Source organism: Pseudoalteromonas sp. Of11M-6, from assembly GCF_022347905.1.
Lineage (GTDB): Bacteria > Pseudomonadota > Gammaproteobacteria > Enterobacterales > Alteromonadaceae > Pseudoalteromonas.
The window spans coordinates 78365-97702 of sequence record NZ_JAKRFW010000010.1 but is presented as its reverse complement, the minus strand read 5'-3'; the positions used below and the strand labels follow the sequence as shown (position 1 = coordinate 97702).

Genomic DNA, 19338 nt, shown 5'->3' with positions numbered 1-19338 from the left:
AATGCGCATTGTGTTATCTTTACTTTTATTGTTATTCAGCTCCGCCGCATTTTCTACTGTGACTATTTCTGAGTCATTTAAGGTAGAGCACCAAATAAAGTTAAGTTATACACTGAGTGAAGACGCCTCTTTAGCTAAATTGCTTGCAGCCCCAGCCGAATGGCATGAAAGCATTCAAGTTCCAAAAGGCCTCCGGCCTGTTGAGAAATTTTTATGGTTAAAGATTACAATACACAACGCGAATAACGCTCTCACACCGGTGTTAGTCAGTATAAACAATAACCTCATTGATGCGGTGACTGCTTATCATGTTAAACCAAACCATCCTATATTTACTCTTGATATGGGTGATGCGCTACCACTGATAAGACGACCACTTAAATATGAGTCGTTAGTCATTCCACTTGAGCTACAGCCACAAACGCAAAGCCATTTATATTTGCAAATCAATGATGATGGTGTGTTCAATGCACCTATTGCTATCTGGGAGCCTAACGAATACCTTCAATTTAAGAGTAAATTTAATCTTATTTTTGGGATTTTAGCAGGCTTTGTATTAGCACTCGCTTTAACTAATGCCACACTTTATTTTGTTACCAAAAGAAGTTACTTTCTATGCGCAACTTTATTCATCGCTATAATCTGGCTATTTAACGCTCATATTTATGGCTTTGGCTACCGCTACTTGTATTCTACTTGGCAGTGGTTCCAGCAGTATGGCCAAGGTGTCATGACTTTGCTGCTCAGTATACTACTGTTGCCTACTGCTAGTTATTGCGCAGAAAGAAGGTTACTCGCTCACCCTCTGCTTACACGTAAAAGAATCATTGCGGTCATAGTGAGTTTGTTCGTAATAACCGCTTTTCTGCCAGTTTCTCAGTCACTTTTATTAGCTCAAAGTATCAGTTTTATTATCGCACTAATACTTATCTACATACTTACCCGATTTAGCGATAAAAACCGCAATATCTTAATTGCGATTGCACTTTGCCACTTTATTGTGATCAGCTACCCATTTACAGTTGAACTCGGTGTTCAGTCTGGAAGCTTTTTAAATCACTTGGGGTACTTTGGTATTTTTGCGATAGAAGCGACTTTACTCAGCTATTTACTAGTACGCCTTTACATTTTTCAAAGAGACGAAAAACTGGTTAAGCAACAACAACGATTGGCGCATACCCAAGCTGAAGATGCCTTATTAAAAGAGAAGCTCAAACTCCAAGAACAAGCACAATATGATTTAGAATCCAATATTGAGGAGCGCACTTTTGAGCTACAAGTCACGTTACGAGAACTCGAAGATAAAAATCGAGAACTAGAACGGATGAACATGGAAGACCCACTCACTAAAGTGAAAAATCGTCGTTACTTCGATAAGCGCTTACAAATGGAAGTACGACGCTCAAGACGGGAGCAGACAGTACTGAGCCTCGTCATTTTTGATATCGATCACTTCAAAAAAATTAACGATAAATATGGCCACTTGGCTGGTGATCAGGCTATTTGCGAATTTGCCAATTTAATTAAGTCACACTTACGGCGACCGCATGACGAAGTGTTCCGTTATGGCGGTGAAGAGTTCATTTTACTTCTCCCAAATACAGCTGAAGATGGCGCACGTGAAGTAGCTGAGCGATTAAGAATCGCAACCCAAGAGCTCAATATCAAACTTGGGGAAAACACATTAAATATGACCACTAGCGCTGGTATATACAGCGCTGTGGTTTGCGATCCGCATAACCCACAACTTTATACGGACAATGCAGACAAAGCCTTGTATCAAGCAAAACAACAAGGCCGTAATCGCGTTGTTACTTTCAAACCTAACCAGGAGAACTAACGTGGCTCAATCAGGACTCGATCTTTTCCCCCTTACTCGTATGCGTAGAATGCGCCGCGATGATTTTTCAAGACGTCTAATGAGCGAAAGTACGCTAACGGTTAACGATTTAATCTATCCAGTGTTTGTGCTTGATGGTGAGTCTAAACGTGAAGCGATCCCATCTATGCCAGGTATTGAGCGTTTATCTATTGATCTATTAGTTGAGGAAGCCAAACAATTAGTAGAGCTAGGTATTCCTGCTGTCGCCTTGTTCCCGGTAACACCAGCAGAGCAAAAAACATTGCTCGCTGAAGAGGCATACAATCCAGAAGGAATTGCACAAAAAGCCATCCGTGCAATCAAAGCAGCATGTCCCGAGCTCGGTGTGATCACTGATGTTGCACTAGACCCATTCACAGTGCACGGTCAAGACGGTATCTTAGATGAAGATGGTTATGTCATGAATGAAGAAACCGTGGAAGTACTAGTCAAACAAGCGCTTTCGCATGCAGAGGCAGGTGCCGATATCGTCGCCCCTTCCGATATGATGGATGGCCGAATTGGCGCTGTTCGTGAAGCACTTGAAGAGTGCGGCTTTATCCATACTCGTATTATGGCCTACTCTGCCAAGTATGCATCGAGTTATTATGGCCCTTTCCGCGACGCGATTGGCTCTGCGGGCAACCTTAAAGGTGCAGACAAGAAAACCTATCAAATGGATCCTGCTAATTCTGACGAAGCATTACGTGAAGTGGCTTTGGACTTACAAGAAGGTGCTGATATGGTGATGGTAAAACCAGGTATGCCATATCTAGATGTTGTCAGACGCGTTAAAGATGAGTTTGGAGTACCAACATTCGCTTATCAAGTCAGTGGTGAATATGCGATGCATAAGGCTGCAATTGATAACGGCTGGTTGGCTGAGAAGCCTGTTGTACTGGAGTCTCTCCTAGCATTTAAGCGTGCTGGTGCAGATGGTATTTTGACTTACTTTGCAAAGCAAGCTGCTATTTGGCTTAACGAGAAGTAAGCGTCATTATTTGGAGCAGGTGAAATTTTCACCTGCACAGCTTCAACTTACCTAATCAAGCTTTCTGCTTTTAAAAGCTCATCACCATTCATTTTCCAACTAAAGAAGCGAATAATACGACCGTCATCAAGATACACTTCTGGGATACTTAAAACACCTAAGGAGCGTAACCTAATCGCCTGAATATGTTCCGCATGGATATAATGAGTCTTACCAAAAAAGTTATAGCTAACTCCCACTTTATCTATATGAAGAAAACGCTTTCCAGTTAATGATAGTGCCAATGTTGTTAGAGTAAACAACAGTAAAATTAATGTAACTATTTGCAATAATGATGAGGGAATAGCCAAGATAGAAAACAGCTCATTACCAAGCCAGATCAACGACAAAGTAAGCACGTAGAAAAGCCAGTTTATTTCCAACTCTAGGGTTCTCATTGAGTATCTCCTTTATTTACCCAACCACAATCAAATTTGAGCCCTCGACGCAATAACGTGACCCAATTTATTGAAGAAAAGCTAATGATAAAGTGCCAATGTTCCTAAAGCAAGAACTTTAAAATTAATAAAACATGAAATAATCGTGACGACTTTTAGATAGGGCATTAACGCAGTAATGCATTGAATTTAAAAATAAAAAAGGCCGCCAAAGGCGACCTTTTTATGCAAAATAAGTAGTTAATTACTTAGCTGCTTTTTTCTCTTTCTCAGCTGCGATTACCGCGTCAGCAACGTTTGCTGGACATGGTGCATAGTGTGAGAATTCCATTGAGAACTGACCACGACCAGACGTGATAGTACGTAGGTGACCGATGTATCCGAACATTTCAGATAGTGGTACTTCACCCTTGATACGAACGCCCATTGCGCCAGCTTCTTGGTCTTTGATCATACCGCGACGACGGTTAAGGTCACCAATTACGTCACCTACGTTGTCTTCTGGCGTGAACACGTCAACTTTCATGATTGGCTCAAGAAGTTGTGCACCCGCTTTAGGGATAGACTGACGGAATGCGCCTTTAGCAGCGATTTCGAACGCGATTGCTGACGAGTCAACTGCGTGGAAACCACCGTCGAATAGCTCAACTTCAACGTCTAGTACTGGGAAGCCCGCTAGTACACCTTCGTCCATCATTGACTTGAAGCCTTTCTCAACTGCTGGCCAGAATTCCTTAGGAACGTTACCACCAACAACTGTAGACTTGAATGTAAAGCCAGAACCAACTTCACCAGGCTTGATACGGTAGTCAATCTTACCGAACTGACCAGAACCACCAGACTGTTTCTTATGCGTGTAGCTATCTTCAACTTCTTGTGTGATAGTTTCACGGTAAGCAACCTGAGGCTGACCAACGATTAGGTCTACACCGTATGTACGCTTAAGGATATCTACCTTAATGTCTAGGTGAAGCTCACCCATACCTTTAAGGATAGTTTCACCTGAATCTTCATCAGTCTCAACTTGGAATGAAGGATCTTCTGCAACCATCTTACCGATCGCGATACCCATCTTCTCGTTACCACCTTTATCTTTAGGTGCAACAGCGATTGAGATTACTGGATCAGGGAAGATCATCGCTTCAAGTGTACACTCGTGCTTAGGATCACATAGCGTGTGACCTGTTTGAACGTTCTTCATACCAACAACAGCGATGATGTCACCCGCTTGTGCTTCAGTAAGTTCAGTACGCTCGTCCGCTTGCATCTCAACCATACGGCCGATACGCTCTGTTTTACCAGTTGCAGAGTTAAGGATAGTGTCACCTTTCTTCATGCGACCAGCGTAGATACGGATGAACGTAAGCGCACCGAAACGGTCGTCCATGATTTTGAACGCAAGCGCTTTAAGTGGCGCATCAGCGTCAACAGTTGCTACTTCACCAGTAGGCTCACCTGTTTCAGGATCTGTTAGTGGCTGAGGCTCAACTTCTGTAGGAGAAGGTAGGTAATCTACAACAGCGTCTAGTACAAGTTGCATACCTTTGTTTTTGAACGCTGAACCACAGAAAGTTGGGAAGAACGCAAGATCACGAGTACCTTTACGGATACACGCTTTGATTTGTTCGATAGAAGGTACTTCACCTTCCATGTATGCTTCCATTAGGTCGTCGTCTTGCTCAACAGCAGACTCAACTAGCATTTCATGGTATTCTTCAACTTTGTCCACCATGTCTGCAGGAACGTCTTGTACTTCGTAGTTTTCAGGAAGACCTGTGTCATCCCAAACGTATGCTTTCTTCTCAAGTACGTCTACAACACCACAGAATTGGTCTTCGATACCAATTGGAAGCGTCATCACTAGTGGGTTAGCACCAAGTACTTTCTCAACTTGATCAACTACGCGGTAGAAGTCTGCACCCATACGGTCTAGTTTGTTTACGAAGATACAACGAGCAACTTCTGATTCGTTCGCATAACGCCAGTTAGTTTCTGATTGTGGTTCAACACCACCAGAACCACAGAATACACCGATACCACCATCAAGTACTTTTAGTGAACGGTATACTTCTACTGTGAAGTCAACGTGTCCAGGAGTATCGATAACGTTTAAACGGTGGCCTTTCCACTCACAAGTTACCGCTGCTGATTGGATTGTAATACCACGCTCAGCTTCCTGCTCCATGAAGTCAGTAGTAGACTCACCGTCGTGTACTTCACCAGTTTTGTGGATTTTACCAGTAAGCTTTAGAATACGCTCAGTGGTGGTAGTTTTACCCGCATCAACGTGCGCGAAAATACCAATGTTTCTGTATTTCGATAAATCTGCCATTGTTTTACTCTATTTAAAGTAGAAAAATTATTCGGCGGGAGTATATCACCTCTTGTAGCGAACATCATCCTTGAAGTCGTCTAAAATGCAATCAATTCGCGAAAAAGTTTCTAATGCGAAACTTTGTGACCCATTTTTACCGTATCGCTTACTGCTAGGCCGCTGTATTTAAGAAAATTCCATTGTATTTTGTCAATTTCAGGGCGGTGAGCTTGGGTTTTTGTTTAAAATATCTGCTTTCCGAACAAGTTGGCATGCTGGACTTGGAAGGCATCATCTAGCAAAGAAAAATGCGCTATTTTACCCACTTCAATGCTACCAAGTTCGTTGTCCATATTTAAATAAGTTGCGGGTACTAAACTTGCCATATTGATGGCTTCTAGAAGCGGAATATTGGCCAATTCGGCTAAATTCTTCACTGCTTTTTCAAGTGTTAGTGTACTGCCGGCCAAACTGCCGCTGTGAGTTTTCGCCACGCCATCCTTAACCACAACTGGCATTTCACCCAATTGATATTCACCATCCTTAAGGCCACCAGCATTAATACAATCACTGATCAAGGCCACCTTATGCTGACCTTTGAGGCGGTAGATCAACTGTAAAATCGCAGGGTGTAAATGAATACCATCGGCAATCACTTCCACCAAAGCTTGGCTATCAAGTAACAACGCACCAGCACAGCCCGGCTCACGGTGATGAATGCCGCGCATGCCGTTAAACACGTGGACCCCGCCGCAGGCCCCATGTGCCAAAGCGGCATTGGTTTGCGCAAAATCCGCATCACAATGACCTAACATCACTCGCACCCCATGTTTACTTAGGTACTGTGTCATCTTAACGCCATTAGCCTTTTCGGGCGCGAGTGCCACCGCTTTAAGCGCACCATCAGCCGCGCTAATCATTTCATCAATTAAGGCTTCATCTAGCGGCTTAAAGAAAGCTTCGTTATGGGCACCTTTGTGTTTCTCGCTAAAAAACAAGCCCTCACTATACCCGCCTAGCACCTGAGCACCTGGCATCTTTTGCTTATAGGCGGCTCCAATAACCTTCATCGCTGCAATAGTTTGTGGCCACGTAGTCGTCACCGTGGTAGCCAAAAAGCCAGTGACGCCATGTTTGAGCAACGAGGTGCTAATAGTTTCTATACTGGAGAGTTTGCCATCAATAACATCGCACCCCTCTCGGCCATGGATATGCAAATCAATTAACCCAGGCCACATATCTAAATTAGAATAACATTCGGTATTATCAGGCGCTTCCGCCGCTGGAATAATCGCGTGAAAACGCTCACCTTTTATTACCGCAACGCGCGCTTCAAGGACGCTGGTAGGGGTATAGATACGACGGGGCCGAATATAACGAAGCTGTTCAAGCATGCACTTTGCTCCCTAATAGGGCCGCGCCTAATGCACCACTTGCATCACCATGCTTGGCTCTAACAATATCTGGTACTGACACCGCTGAAAATACATGAGGTTCGATGGCTTTTGGGAGCGTCTCTACAAGTTCATCGATAAGCGACATGCCACCGCCAAGCACGATAACTTCAGGGTCATATGCTTTGATTAAATTTGCAAACGCCGAGCCCAACAGATCCATATAGCAATTAAACGCATGGATTGCTTCACTTTCTCCAGCCCGCATCGCTGTGATAACTTGTTCTGAGGAACGCTTCCGCGTAGTGAAATGTTGATACAAACCGGCAAGCCCTGGACCTGCGACATAGCGCTCTAAACACCCTTGCAACCCACAGCCACACGCTAAAATAGGCAGGTGATATTTTTGCTGTAACACCGCAGAAAGCGGATGGTGGCCATATTCACCGGCGATCCCTTGGGCACTTTTATACAACGCACCATCAATGCAAAACCCGCCTCCAGCACCGGTGCCTATTATTGCCCCAAAGACCTTTTGATATTGCTTACCGGCTCCAAGACTGGCCTCTGATAACGCAAAGCAACGGCAGTCATTTTCGACCGCGATGGGCCGTACCAGTTTTGCAACGAGATCAGCCTTAACTTCTTTGCCATTGGCGCAAGGGACATTTGCTGATAGCACGCGCTGCTGCGCATTTACTATCCCCGGCATACCAATACCAACCTGTCCTTTACAACCATATTTGTCATCGGCTTGCTGCACCAAAGTGACGATTTGCGCCAAAAACGCCTCATAACTGTGCTTTGGTGTCGCCACACGCCAAGACTCTAAGCGTTGTAGCTTTTCATCAAACACCGCAATTTCAATTTTGCTCCCGCCAACATCCACTCCATAAATCATACTTCACTCCCAAATGGATGAATGACTACGCCCTGCACGACTCTATTCACTTCCCCCGACGGGCAAGGATTGTCCGGTGAAATACCGAGATTCAGCGCTTTATAGAAACTTAACTGCTGTGCAAACAACATATACAGTAATCCTTGCCACACATCTTCTAGTGGTGGCACTTTAGGACAAAGTGAATGCACCGTCATGGCTGTACCGTCACGCTGCAATTCAGCAACTAAATCCTGATCGTACAAGCTGGTATAACCATCACTTGAGATAAAACATACCACGACAGTTTTGCTATTGATAAGTGATTTTGGACCATGACGGAACCCAAGCGGTGACTCGCTCACGCTCATTACTTGGCCTGCCGATAACTCAAGCATTTTTAGCGCAGCTTCCTTTGCAAATCCCAGTAAGCAACCTGAGCCTAGATACACCAAACGCTCAAATGGTTGTTGTGCAAATGCACGGATATTTTGCTGCTCTGTCGCAGCTAACATGCTTTGCGCTGCATTGATCAACTTATCCACGGAGCCGTCATCCGCCGCAAAAAATTGTAGCGCTGCAACCATCATTGACGAATAGCTACTCGTCATTGCAAAACTTTGGTCAAGCGTAGGCTCTGGTAGCAATATACTTGTTGCATTGCTTGCCTGCTGCGCTGCTTGATGCAACTTTCCATCACGGTTGCAGGTGATAAAAAGGTGCTGGCTGTTACTAACCAGCTGTGTTACCAACTCTACGGCCGCCACACTTTCTGGACTGTTGCCAGAGCGAGCAAAAGATACTAATAAACAAGGTTTATCCGTCGCTAGGTATTGTCGTGGTGCAGCAACTAAGTCAGTTGTGCTCACAGCCCGCACACTTTGGCGCATGTGTGCATTAAGATGAGTGGCGATAGCGTCACCGATATAAGCGGATGTACCCGCCCCCGTCAAAATAACCTGAGTATCTGGGTCATCTAGAAAAGGAGCTAACTCCACCAAAAGCCTAGGCTTTATGCTCGCGACTAATTGAGCGGTTTCTTGCCACATCTGTGGCTGCTGGGTGATCTCTTTTGCTGTCCAATAGGCATTTCGTGTTTTTAATTGCGCAATTTCGTGTCCTAGCAAAGTGTTCATGACGCTTTCTCCATGGCAAAACACGCATTTGAATAGCGAGCCACAACACGCTGAATTTTGGCAATCACCAACGCTTTGGCGTCCCTTTCTATTTCACCACGGCGTACTTGTTGATATAGCTCTGGAAAATATTGGCTGATAAGCGGCAATGATAAAGTCTGCTGCGCTAGGTTTTCGAGCATAGTTGCTAACGCCTTTTGCACCGCGTCTTGATGCCAGTAATAGCGAATACGGTCGCTAAAGCTAAATTGACGCAAGAAACGGAGTTGCTGTGACTCGCCGTGATAAAAACGCTGCCAACTCGTAGGCTCTGCCAGCATGACCTCGTCCACCACCTCAACAAACTGACTATGAACATAGGGTAGTAATTGCTTTTCAATATGGTGAAGCGCGAATAATCCTTCGCGCAGCGCAAAGGTCAATTCAGGCCCGACTTTCAAAATGGCAAAGTGGTCAGCAACCAACGACTGATAAGCGCCTGCAGTTTGATAATCTGTCGAATGCGCTTCGAAAGCGATACGGTCAACGGTACGAATAAAATCTTTTAATGCACTCGCTTCATTCGATTTGTAGTCAAAAACTTGGGTGTTATCAAACTCGACACCCGGCTGCACCACCATTGCAACCACGCGTTGCCAAGCATCCGCTAATCCTTTATTTGCAAAGAGTTCACGATGGCAAGCTAGGGTTTCTTGCGCAGCAACTTGGCTGGTCGGTTGTAGACTGTCAATCTGTTCATCAGCGCCACCAGGAGGGGGAACTTCAGTACCAATCACATAAACAATATCACTACGACCAAACGTCGCAATCGCGGCTGCTTCCGCTGTTTGACACAACAAGGCAGCGCGATTAGCTACAATATCATCGCTTAACACGTCAGGATCGTCAGCACAGGGCATGCTGGCATCTAAGTGAATTTTCTTAAAACCAGCCTTCACGTATTCAGCGACTAAGTCACACGCTTTGGCCATTGCGGCTTGGCTATTTTCACTCGTCCAACAGACTGGTCCCAAATGATCACCGCCAAAAATCAGTAACTGCTTATCAAAACCAAGCTCGTCGGCCATCTCTTCGACTTTGACAATAAAATCCGCGGGACGCATCCCGGTGTAACCGCCAAATTGATTAACCTGATTGGCCGTGGCTTCAATTAATAGCAGCGTATTTTCCTGCTTGGCATATCTTATCGACGCTTCTAGCACCCAAGGGTGAGCTGAGCAAATGGCATAAATGCCTGAGTTTTTCCCTGATTTATTGGCTTCGATTAGGGCTTGAAAACGCCGCATATGATCACCTCTTAAGACGTTATTAAATGTACCTCAATTCCGGCGGCAACCAATTGCTGATGAACATCAGCTGGAATACCACTGTCCGTTACCAAAACGTCAATTTCTTCGCAGGCGATAATACGGTGTACACCTTTACGATCGAATTTACTGGAGTCCGTCACCACTATGACTTGCTTTGCAACCTTACACATCTCGCGGTTAAGCGCAGCTTCCGGTTCAAAGTGTGTTGTTACACCAACATCAACGGAGAACCCATCAACACCGAGCACCAGACGGTCAAAGTGATATTGCTTTAGCTGATCTTCTGCATGGCTGCCATAAAACGACAGCGACTTTTTACGCAGTGAGCCTCCAGTCATCAACACTTCAACGCCATCGGCTGCAACGAGCGCTTGCGCCACGTTAAGACCATTGGTCATCACCACTAGCTGTTGATGCGCGGTAAGTTGCTTCGCAACCTCTTCAGTGGTGGTTCCAGAGTCCAGAATTATAGACTCATCATTGCCTATAAGGCCCGCCACCAACTTTGCAAGCTCGACTTTCATTTGGTGATGATGATCGTGCTTTTCCGTTATGGTGAGCTCTTTGGTTAACCTAGAACTCGCAACGGCACCACCATGAGAGCGAACCAACAAACCTTTTTCATGCAGGGCATTGAGATCATTTCTGATCGTCACGGTTGATACACCAAATTGTTCTGCCAGCTCAGATACTTCTACTCGTTCCGTTTGACCAACGAGTTGAACGATTTCGTGGCGTCTTTCGATGGTGTTCAGCATGACACCTCCTTTCGTTTTGGTTGAATTTAGTCTACACAGCTTTCACTTGCTTTCAATTTATTTTTTTAACTTTAAACAAAAACAAACATAAACACCTGTTTTATAAGGATTTAAAGTTAAATTAGAAACACATTGAAAACAAACCGAAAGAATATGAAAGATATTTTTCTTGCGTTCAAAATAAAACTGCCGTAATAATAACCAAAAAATAACATTTCGTTTTTAACAACAAGAGTGAACAACTAAGAGGTTATTATGGGTGATCTAAACCGCCGGCGATTTCTTCAATCAATGGCTGCTATCGCAGCAACAAGCGCAGTGGTTGGCTGCGCGAGTAACAATAATAAGACGCCGCTTACACCAAAGCCACAAGGAAATTCAGTTCAAGGTCTAGTCGTACCGAAACTGGATGTCGTGCGAGTGGGCTTTATTGGTGTAGGTCAACGTGGTGTTGGCGCGGTAAAGCACTTTTGCCATCTTGACGGTGTCGAGATCAAGGCCATCTGCGATACGCACCAAGCAGTCGTCGATAGAGCCGTTAAAATTGTTGTCGACAAGGGTTTACCAAAACCTGCGACTTACGGCAAGAGTGATATGGACTATCGCCGCATGTTGGCGCGCGATGACATTGATATTGTGATCATCTCTACGCCTTGGAAATGGCATACGCCTATGGCGGTAGACACAATGGAAAGTGGCAAACACGCTTTGGTCGAAGTGCCAGCAGCAGTAACCATAGAAGAAGCGTGGCAATTGGTAAATACCGCAGAGCGCACGCAAAAGAACTGCATGATGTTGGAAAACGTTTGCTATGGTCGCGACGAGCTGATGGTATTAAACATGGTTCGCCAAGGGCTATTCGGTGAGTTACTGCACGGTGAAGCAGCTTATATCCATGAACTTCGTTGGCAAATGAAAGAAATTGAGCATAAAACTGGCTCATGGCGCACACATTGGCATACCAAACGTAACGGTAACCTCTACCCAACCCATGGTCTAGGCCCGGTTTCTCAATATATGAATATCAACCGTGGCGATCGCTTCGACTATATCTCCTCCATGAGTTCACCAGCGCTTGGTCGTGCAGCCTATGCTAAACGTGAATTTCCAGCAAATCATGAACGAAACCAACTTAGCTATATTGCTGGAGATATGAACACCAGCATCATTAAAACCATCAAAGGTCGTTCGATTATGGTACAGCACGATACCACTACCCCACGCCCTTACTCCCGCCATAATTTAATTCAAGGTACTAACGGCGTATTTGCAGGATTCCCCAACCGCATCGCGCTTGAAAACGGCGGGAGTAAGAGCTTTCACGAGTGGGATTACGACATGAATGATTGGTACGGTAAATATGACCATCCACTTTGGCAAAAAATGGGAGCTGAAGCAGAGCGCAATGGCGGCCATGGTGGCATGGATTTCTTAATGTTCTGGCGCATTATTTACTGCCTTCGTAATGGCGAGCCGCTAGATCAGGATGTTTACGACGCAGCTGCTTGGTCAGCGGTCTTCCCTCTTTCAATGGACTCAGTTGCAGACAGAAGTAATAGCAAGGACTTCCCGGATTTCACCAGGGGCACATGGCGCACTGCAGCACCACTAGGCATTGTCACATAACTAACCAGAGGTTAAATACGCTATCTATAGCAAGTACTAACAATGCCTGAATAAGCGCCCATAAAGCGGGCGCAATAATAACAACACTCAACAGGACAACAAGATGAAACACACTCTAAAACTGTGTGCTGTGGGATTGGCCGTGAGCTGTGCCCTGTCCCAATACGCGCACGCACAGGAAACAGAACAAAACAGCGGATCTGACGAGCAAGATAAAGCCAAGCAACAAGTCGAGAAAATTGAAGTACGTGGCGTACGTTCCAGTATCAAAGAGTCACTCTTTCTCAAGAAAAACGCCGTCGGCGTAATGGATGCCATCGTTGCCGAAGACATTGGCAAGTTCCCAGATCAAAACCTAGCTGAAGCGCTACAACGAATGACAGGTATCGCCATTACCCGTAACGCAGGTGAAGGACAAAACGTCACAGTACGGGGCCTTGGCGGGGACTTTAACGTTACCACCATCAATGGTCGTAGAATGGCATCTGAACACACAAGCCGTGACTTTAACTTCGATTTAATTGCGCCTGAAATGGTTCAAGCATTAGAAGTATACAAGTCACCACAAGCACAAACACAAGAAGGGGGGATTGGTTCGGTCATCAATATAAAAACCCGCCGACCGTTAGATATGGATGGCTTTACCCTCGCCGGAAGTGCCAAAGCCATTTACGAAGAACGTACCGGCGATACCAACCCTCAAGCCTCCTTTCTAATCAGTGATACCTTTTTTGACAATACCTTTGGCGCCCTATTTACCGCTGTTTATTCCGAGCGAACACAACGCGAAGACTCCTACGAGGGACAAGGGTTTTACGATCCAGAAGAAAATACCGACGTGCGAGTCCCTGTTGATAGTAACCGAAATGGCGAGTTAGATGAGGGCGAGAAAGTACACCCATCAATGATCCCTGGATATGTGCGCTACTCGAACTGGCAAGATAAACGTGAGCGCATTGGTGCGAGCCTAGCGTTACAATGGCGTCCAACGAATGATATTGATGTCACCTTTGATAGCTTATACTCAAGCTACAAAACCGACGGTGAAAAATATCAAATCTCTTTCGTCACCTATGATGAACCTTGGACACCGGGGATCCCAGCGGTAGGTGAATTAAAATTTAATGAAGATGGCAACGTCAACTACATTGAGTTAGTCGACGGCGCGATGGCTGAGCTACTAAATGTCTCTGAGCCTCGCAATACCGACACTTGGCAGGCCGGTCTTAACTTCAAGTGGTATGCTACCAACGATCTAACGCTTGAATTTGACGTGTCTAAGTCGCGTGCCGAGCGGATCAATGATGGCGACAACCGCTACATCGTGGCACGTGGCTTTGTGGATACTATCACTATAGATCAAACAGGCGACAACCTCCTGCCAGATGTGACCATGTCACCAGCACTTAATGCCGATCAACCCTTTGGAGCTCACTACAGCTACAACTATGGCACGGAAGTGATAAGCGATGTTGAAGAGTTAAGGCTTGAAGGGACATTTATTCCTGAATGGGAGTTTGTCAAAGACATCAAGTTTGGTTTTCATTACGGAAAGCAAACTAAAGGCAGAGACGTAAGTAAATCAGATGATCCGTCAATGTTTAGTAATGGTGGGGCTTATTTTAAAAACTCAGATTACGACAGCTTTGATAACTCAAGCGTAGAAAAGCTCGGTGGTCTTAACTTATTTAGACTACCCGCAGATGTACTTGTACCCGCCAACTTTGATAACTTCCTAGATGGTGAGCCGGGCATGCACCCTGCGCCGTGGGCAAGCTTTGACTACGACAAACTCTATGCATTTTATCAATCCATCAATGCCCAAGCCGCAGATGAAAAAATTAGAGCCACCAAGAGCCCTAAAGATTCCTACGAGCTTTCTGAGTCAACGTTTGCACTTTATTTAGAGACCAACCTAGTCGGCGAGCTGTCGGAAATGCCTTACAACCTAAACCTAGGCGTAAGAGCAATCAAAACCGAGATCACCTCTGATGGCTACGTTTTTGATTACCCAAGTCTGGTATACAACGTAGAAGAAGACGAAGATGGCGATATTATCTATCGTATAGAAGGGGATATTGCCGATTATTACTCCGATTCTTACGTAGAAGATGACTACACTGATGTACTGCCTAGCATGAACTTTAAGTTAGAAATAACAGACTCACTGTTATTTAGAACCAGCGCGGCTAAAGTTATCACCAGACCTAGCATCGATTTTCTAACCCCATATAGCTCAATTAATTTCAGTAAGTTTGAGCTTAATCTTGCCAACCCTGGGATCAAACCACTTAGAGCAGACCAACTTGATTTGGGACTAGAGTGGTACTTCTCTGATTATGGTGCGCTCACCTTTGCAACCTATTACAAAGACATTAAATCTGTTATCGCTCAGGGGCGTGTCGGTACGATAAAAGTGGGTAAATTCATAAAAGACGGCGTTGAAGTTGACGGCCCGGAATTTACCCAAGTATCTCCACGTTCGGAAGCGGGGGCAGAGATCAAAGGTTTCGAAATTGCTTATCAACAGTCGTTTGAGGAATTGCTACCGGCACCTTTTGATGGCCTAGGTATGCAAATCAACTATACATTTACGGATAGTAAATACGACGACCCCGAAAAAGATGAGCTACCGTTCGTTGGAATGTCTGAGCATTCTTACAATGCAGTTATCTATTATGAAAAGGATGACTACCAAGCGCGTATCGCTTACAACTGGCGAGATGATTATCTGAAGTATCCAGATGCATGGGGCGGCCCGGAATGGGCAGCGGATTATGGTCAGTTTGATTTCAGTGCCAGCTATAATCTTACAGCAAAGACACGAATTGACCTAAACGTGACCAACCTCACCAATGAGCGTCAATGGTCATACATTAAAACCCAAGAGCAAGTGAGCCACTTGAGCCGTTACGGCCGCAGTATCAGTTTAGGCATTAACACTTCTTTCTAATCAACATGGGGCAACGCGCCCCATTCAAGGAGCTTAAGATGAAGAATACAATAATGACACCGATACTGCTGTGCGCCTCGCTATTTGCCTCAGCGCAAGAGGCTTATATCAGCAGTTACGGCAACGCTTGGGTCAACAACGATATTGACGCCAGCAAGCAATATATAACTCAAGCAGGAATTGCCCCATGGCAGGATAAGCACCTTAGATTTAATCACTATTTTTATGCCAATAACGTTGGCACCTATACCCTCTATTTACACCTTGAGAAACCAAGTGCACCAAGTACATTGCTGGTAACGCATAACAATAAACAAGTGACGCTTAACCTCGATAGACAAAGCCCAACTAAGGTTAAAGTCGGTGACTTTGCTGTGACACAAGTTGGTTATCAAACGGTCCAAATAGCCGGTGACACATTAGCCAAAGGGCGAAACAGTACCTTCCCCGCCATTACCGGGCTCAGTCTCGATGGCGAGGCCATGACCCCTGCACCTAACTATGTCAAAGAAGACTTTTACTGGGGTCGTCGCGGCCCTTCAGTACACCTTTCCTATACCGTACCTGACAAAAAGGACTATAACTGGTTTTACAACGAAGTAACGGTGCCATCTGGCTATGATCCACAAGGTTCGTATTTTATGGCGAATGGTTTTGGCGAAGGGTACTTTGGTATTCAGGTAAACTCACCCAGCGAGCGCCGCGTGCTGTTTTCGGTTTGGAGCCCATATCAAACGGATGATCCGAGCACGATTCCTGACAATCTTAAAATCAAATTACTCGCTAAAGGCGACGGCGTTTACGTCGGTGAATTTGGCAATGAAGGTTCTGGAGGACAAAGCTATTTACGTTATAACTGGCAGCCAGATACGACATATCGCTTTTTAGTCAATATCGAGCCCAGTACGACTTATGAAGGCCATACTGAATATCGCGGCTATTTTTATGCGCCGGAAACCGGCCAATGGAAGCTAATCGCAGCCTTTAGCCGCCCAGAAACCAACACCTATGTTGCAAGACCGCATAGCTTTTTGGAAAACTTTTTACCCGAAGCTGGACAGTTTGAGCGTAAGGCATTTTATAATCGCCAGTTTTTGCGTGACACCCAAGGTAACTGGGTTGAGTTAAATCAGGCTAAATTCACTTATGACGCCACCGCCAGAAAAGGGTCGCGTTTGGATTATCAAGGTGGTGAGGAGCAAAACCGTTTTTACTTACGTAACACCGGTTTCTTCACGGGACCCACACCTTATCTCAGCGAATTCACTCGCCCTAGCAGCAATGATGCGCCAGTGATCCCATGGCAGTCACTACAGGCACACCCTTAATTTAGATGATAGCTTCTCTCTGGTCGGCCAATGCTACCGTAGCTTTGGTCGGCTTTTACTTCTTCTATACTAACCAAAAACTCTAAATAGCGCCGAGCGGTTGAGCGGCTCACCCCCACCAATTCTCCCATTTGGGTTGCTGTAAACACCTGCTTGGGCTGACTTTGAAATGCCGTACGAATTTTTTCCAAAGTAAGTGGGTCAACGCCTTTAGGTAGTCTAGCTGTACTTTGTATGCTCGCCTGTTCACTACCAAATAAGGTGTCGACCATAGATTGCGTCACTTCATTGGCACCATCCAAACACTGCTGACGCGCCTCAAAGCGAGCGAGTGCGAGGTCGAGCCGTTCCAAGATCAGCGGTTTAACTAAAAAATCACAGACTCCCAGACGGATCGCTTTTTCTAGCGTCGCCACTTCTTTTGCTGCGGTGATCAGCATCACTTCGCTTTTACAGCCTTGCTCGCGTAGCATCTTTAAAAACTCAAGACCGTTACCATCGGGTAGATAAATATCCAATAAAATTAAGTCGGCTTGTATCGCACTCAACAGTACCGTCGCGGTAGAAACATTGTCGCTACTGGCCACCACCCGATATTGCCCTTGCCTTGCGCTACTTGGTGTTGCTGGTGTCACTAGGTATTGCGCTAATAATTGTGCCACAGCTACTTCATCTTCGATGATCACCACAGAATAAGTCATTGTTATTGCTCTTTTACTTGCTTGGGAATAAAGACCGTGATCCTTGCACCAAGTAATTCAGACTCCCCAACCTCTAAAGTTCCGTGGCAGGAATCAAGATTTGTTTTTACGAGATATAAACCAACACCATGTTGGTCGCCGGACTTAGTACTAAACTGCGGCGTAAACGCCTCTTCGACATTACCAATCAGTCCAGTGCCGCTATCTTCAACATCAAAGATAATATCCTGAACCGTTTCATCCACTGTTACGACCACTTTGGCAGGCCGTAACTGTGCCGTCGTTCTCGCCGCTTCGATGGCATTATCGATGAGATTACCTAATATTGAAACTATTCGTTCCAACATCTCTTTTTGATGGATAGCGCACAGCGCACTGTCGGAACTCACCTCTAGTGCCACATTATGCTCTCGCGCTTTATGGTATTTACCGAGTAATAAGCCCGCGATCACTGGCTCTTGTATATAGGTGAGGAGGTTTTCAATTTGCGCTTGTGAGCCTTGGCTTTCTTGACCTATCAGCTCAATCGCTTTGTCATATTGTGCCATTTGGATAAGCGCGCCAATGGTATTTAACTTGTTTGAATAGTCGTGCGTTTGCACTCTCAACAGTTCTGCAAAAGCCTGTACTTTAGTGAGCTGCTTTGACACATACTCTAGTTCATCGGAGGGTCGCATACTCAGTAAAATACCTTCGTGTTGACCTTGCACTTGCAGCGCAAACCGCGATAACACCAAACGCTTGTCAGCAACAAATAGCTCAAAACCAACTAAAGGGCGATTGGGATTATGCAACAGGAAGTCGCTATGCTCTGGCAACAGATCGCTCAGGTGCAAACCTTGCTTACTCAAGCCGCGAGGCTTTTCGAGAATTTCGCACGCACGTTGATTCAAACGGCGCACGCTGCCATCAGGGTCGAGCGCGATAATCCCCGTCCGTACGGTATTCAGTATGGCCTCTTGCTCTGCAAATAAGCGCCCGATTTCATCTGGTTGCAGGCCAAAAATGGCTTGGCGGACACGTCGACCAATCCAAATTGCGGCAATGACACTGAGCAGTAACACCGCTGCAGCTCCGATAAAAACGGCAATGCTGCGCTGCAACACCAACGACTCGACGGATTGCACTAAAAAGCCTACCGAGACTAAACCAATCACCTCACCAGCGGGAGAATACACAGGCACTTTTCCCCGAATAGACTCACCTAAACTGCCCTGTGCCGTCGAGATATAACTCTCTCCAGACAGTGCGGCTTGGCTATCCCCTCCGACCATAGTGCGACCAATTTTTTGCTCATCTGGGTGGGCGATACGTCGCGTTTCGGTGTCACCAATGACGATAAAATCTGCGCCAGTTGCCTGGCGCAGCAGCTCAACATTAGTATTGAGGCGTTGGATCTGTGAGCTATCCCTATCTGTTATGAGTGCCGCCATAACATCTTCACGAACCGCCACCGCCTTAGCCAAAGCCAAGGCTTTTTCTCCCACTTCCTGGTGTAAGCTTTGCGTAATAACCTGATACACCAGCGCGGTAAATAAGCATGCTTGGATCACACACAAGCCCACAACCCAAGTGATCAGTCGCGTTTCTAAGCGTTTTGGTCTGCGTGCTAATTTTTGTGATTGCGACACACCTATTTCCTCACTGCT

General features: G+C 45.5%; 14 protein-coding genes. 5 read left to right on the top strand and 9 right to left on the bottom strand.

Annotated features, from left to right (window positions below):
• Position 1 precedes the first annotated feature (1 nt).
• Positions 2–1840, top strand: a complete 1839-nt coding sequence (locus MHN32_RS07310) for a diguanylate cyclase (RefSeq protein WP_235368363.1) — start codon at positions 2–4, stop codon at positions 1838–1840.
• Between the two features lies 1 nt (position 1841).
• Positions 1842–2852 carry a porphobilinogen synthase gene (gene hemB, locus MHN32_RS07305; protein WP_235368362.1) on the top strand — a complete coding sequence of 337 codons (1011 nt, stop codon included), beginning with the start codon at positions 1842–1844 and terminating at the stop codon, positions 2850–2852.
• A gap of 47 nt (positions 2853–2899) precedes the next feature.
• Here the strand turns inward: hemB and MHN32_RS07300 are convergent, their stop codons facing one another.
• The 7 genes from MHN32_RS07300 to agaR form a co-directional block, all read right to left on the bottom strand.
• On the bottom strand, positions 2900–3289 hold the full coding sequence (locus MHN32_RS07300) for a hypothetical protein (RefSeq protein ID WP_235368361.1): 390 nt from the start codon (positions 3287–3289) through the stop codon (positions 2900–2902).
• A 244-nt stretch (positions 3290–3533) separates the two neighbouring features.
• Positions 3534–5621, bottom strand: a complete 2088-nt coding sequence (gene fusA / locus MHN32_RS07295) for an elongation factor G (RefSeq protein ID WP_095728810.1) — start codon at positions 5619–5621, stop codon at positions 3534–3536.
• Between the two features lie 224 nt (positions 5622–5845).
• Positions 5846–6997, bottom strand: a complete 1152-nt coding sequence (gene nagA / locus MHN32_RS07290; protein ID WP_235368360.1) for an N-acetylglucosamine-6-phosphate deacetylase — start codon at positions 6995–6997, stop codon at positions 5846–5848.
• Complete coding sequence (locus tag MHN32_RS07285; RefSeq protein ID WP_239421396.1) at positions 6990–7898, bottom strand: ROK family protein; 909 nt, start codon at positions 7896–7898, stop codon at positions 6990–6992. Before MHN32_RS07285 ends, nagA begins: the two co-directional genes overlap by 8 nt.
• Complete coding sequence (locus tag MHN32_RS07280) at positions 7895–9013, bottom strand: SIS domain-containing protein (RefSeq protein ID WP_045987836.1); 1119 nt, start codon at positions 9011–9013, stop codon at positions 7895–7897. Before MHN32_RS07280 ends, MHN32_RS07285 begins: the two co-directional genes overlap by 4 nt.
• On the bottom strand, positions 9010–10299 hold the full coding sequence (locus MHN32_RS07275) for a D-tagatose-bisphosphate aldolase, class II, non-catalytic subunit (RefSeq protein WP_239421395.1): 1290 nt from the start codon (positions 10297–10299) through the stop codon (positions 9010–9012). Before MHN32_RS07275 ends, MHN32_RS07280 begins: the two co-directional genes overlap by 4 nt.
• An 11-nt stretch (positions 10300–10310) precedes the next feature.
• Entirely contained in the window at positions 10311–11081 is a 771-nt protein-coding gene (gene agaR, locus MHN32_RS07270) for a transcriptional repressor AgaR (protein WP_235368357.1), read from the bottom strand.
• 255 nt (positions 11082–11336) lie between these two features.
• Here agaR and MHN32_RS07265 point away from each other — a divergent pair, with 255 nt between their 5' ends.
• From MHN32_RS07265 to MHN32_RS07255, 3 genes are all read left to right on the top strand, one after another.
• Positions 11337–12707 carry a Gfo/Idh/MocA family oxidoreductase gene (locus MHN32_RS07265; protein WP_174170234.1) on the top strand — a complete coding sequence of 457 codons (1371 nt, stop codon included), beginning with the start codon at positions 11337–11339 and terminating at the stop codon, positions 12705–12707.
• A gap of 103 nt (positions 12708–12810) precedes the next feature.
• A complete protein-coding gene (locus MHN32_RS07260) occupies positions 12811–15660 on the top strand; it encodes a TonB-dependent receptor (RefSeq protein WP_239421394.1) in 2850 nt (949 codons plus the stop codon).
• Between the two features lie 38 nt (positions 15661–15698).
• Entirely contained in the window at positions 15699–16988 is a 1290-nt protein-coding gene (locus tag MHN32_RS07255) for a DUF3472 domain-containing protein (protein WP_239421393.1), read from the top strand.
• On the opposite strand, the gene MHN32_RS07250 is transcribed toward MHN32_RS07255, so the two are convergent.
• Both MHN32_RS07250 and MHN32_RS07245 read right to left on the bottom strand, forming a co-directional pair.
• Positions 16985–17689 (bottom strand): response regulator, encoded by a 705-nt coding sequence (locus tag MHN32_RS07250; RefSeq protein WP_174170232.1) that lies wholly within the window; start codon positions 17687–17689, stop codon positions 16985–16987. The two genes, MHN32_RS07255 and MHN32_RS07250, sit on opposite strands and share 4 nt — an antisense overlap.
• A 2-nt stretch (positions 17690–17691) precedes the next feature.
• Positions 17692–19320, bottom strand: a complete 1629-nt coding sequence (locus MHN32_RS07245) for a sensor histidine kinase (protein WP_239421392.1) — start codon at positions 19318–19320, stop codon at positions 17692–17694.
• Between the last annotated feature and the right edge of the window lie 18 nt (positions 19321–19338).

Coding starts and splice junctions, on each gene's coding strand:
- MHN32_RS07310 (WP_235368363.1), top strand. CDS start 2: ATGCGCATTGTGTTATCTTTACTTTTATTGTTATTCAGCTCCGCCGCA.
- MHN32_RS07300 (WP_235368361.1), bottom strand. CDS start 3,289: ATGAGAACCCTAGAGTTGGAAATAAACTGGCTTTTCTACGTGCTTACT.
- fusA (WP_095728810.1), bottom strand. CDS start 5,621: ATGGCAGATTTATCGAAATACAGAAACATTGGTATTTTCGCGCACGTT.
- nagA (WP_235368360.1), bottom strand. CDS start 6,997: ATGCTTGAACAGCTTCGTTATATTCGGCCCCGTCGTATCTATACCCCT.
- MHN32_RS07285 (WP_239421396.1), bottom strand. CDS start 7,898: ATGATTTATGGAGTGGATGTTGGCGGGAGCAAAATTGAAATTGCGGTG.
- MHN32_RS07280 (WP_045987836.1), bottom strand. CDS start 9,013: ATGAACACTTTGCTAGGACACGAAATTGCGCAATTAAAAACACGAAAT.
- MHN32_RS07275 (WP_239421395.1), bottom strand. CDS start 10,299: ATGCGGCGTTTTCAAGCCCTAATCGAAGCCAATAAATCAGGGAAAAAC.
- agaR (WP_235368357.1), bottom strand. CDS start 11,081: ATGCTGAACACCATCGAAAGACGCCACGAAATCGTTCAACTCGTTGGT.
- MHN32_RS07265 (WP_174170234.1), top strand. CDS start 11,337: ATGGGTGATCTAAACCGCCGGCGATTTCTTCAATCAATGGCTGCTATC.
- MHN32_RS07260 (WP_239421394.1), top strand. CDS start 12,811: ATGAAACACACTCTAAAACTGTGTGCTGTGGGATTGGCCGTGAGCTGT.
- MHN32_RS07255 (WP_239421393.1), top strand. CDS start 15,699: ATGAAGAATACAATAATGACACCGATACTGCTGTGCGCCTCGCTATTT.
- MHN32_RS07250 (WP_174170232.1), bottom strand. CDS start 17,689: ATGACTTATTCTGTGGTGATCATCGAAGATGAAGTAGCTGTGGCACAA.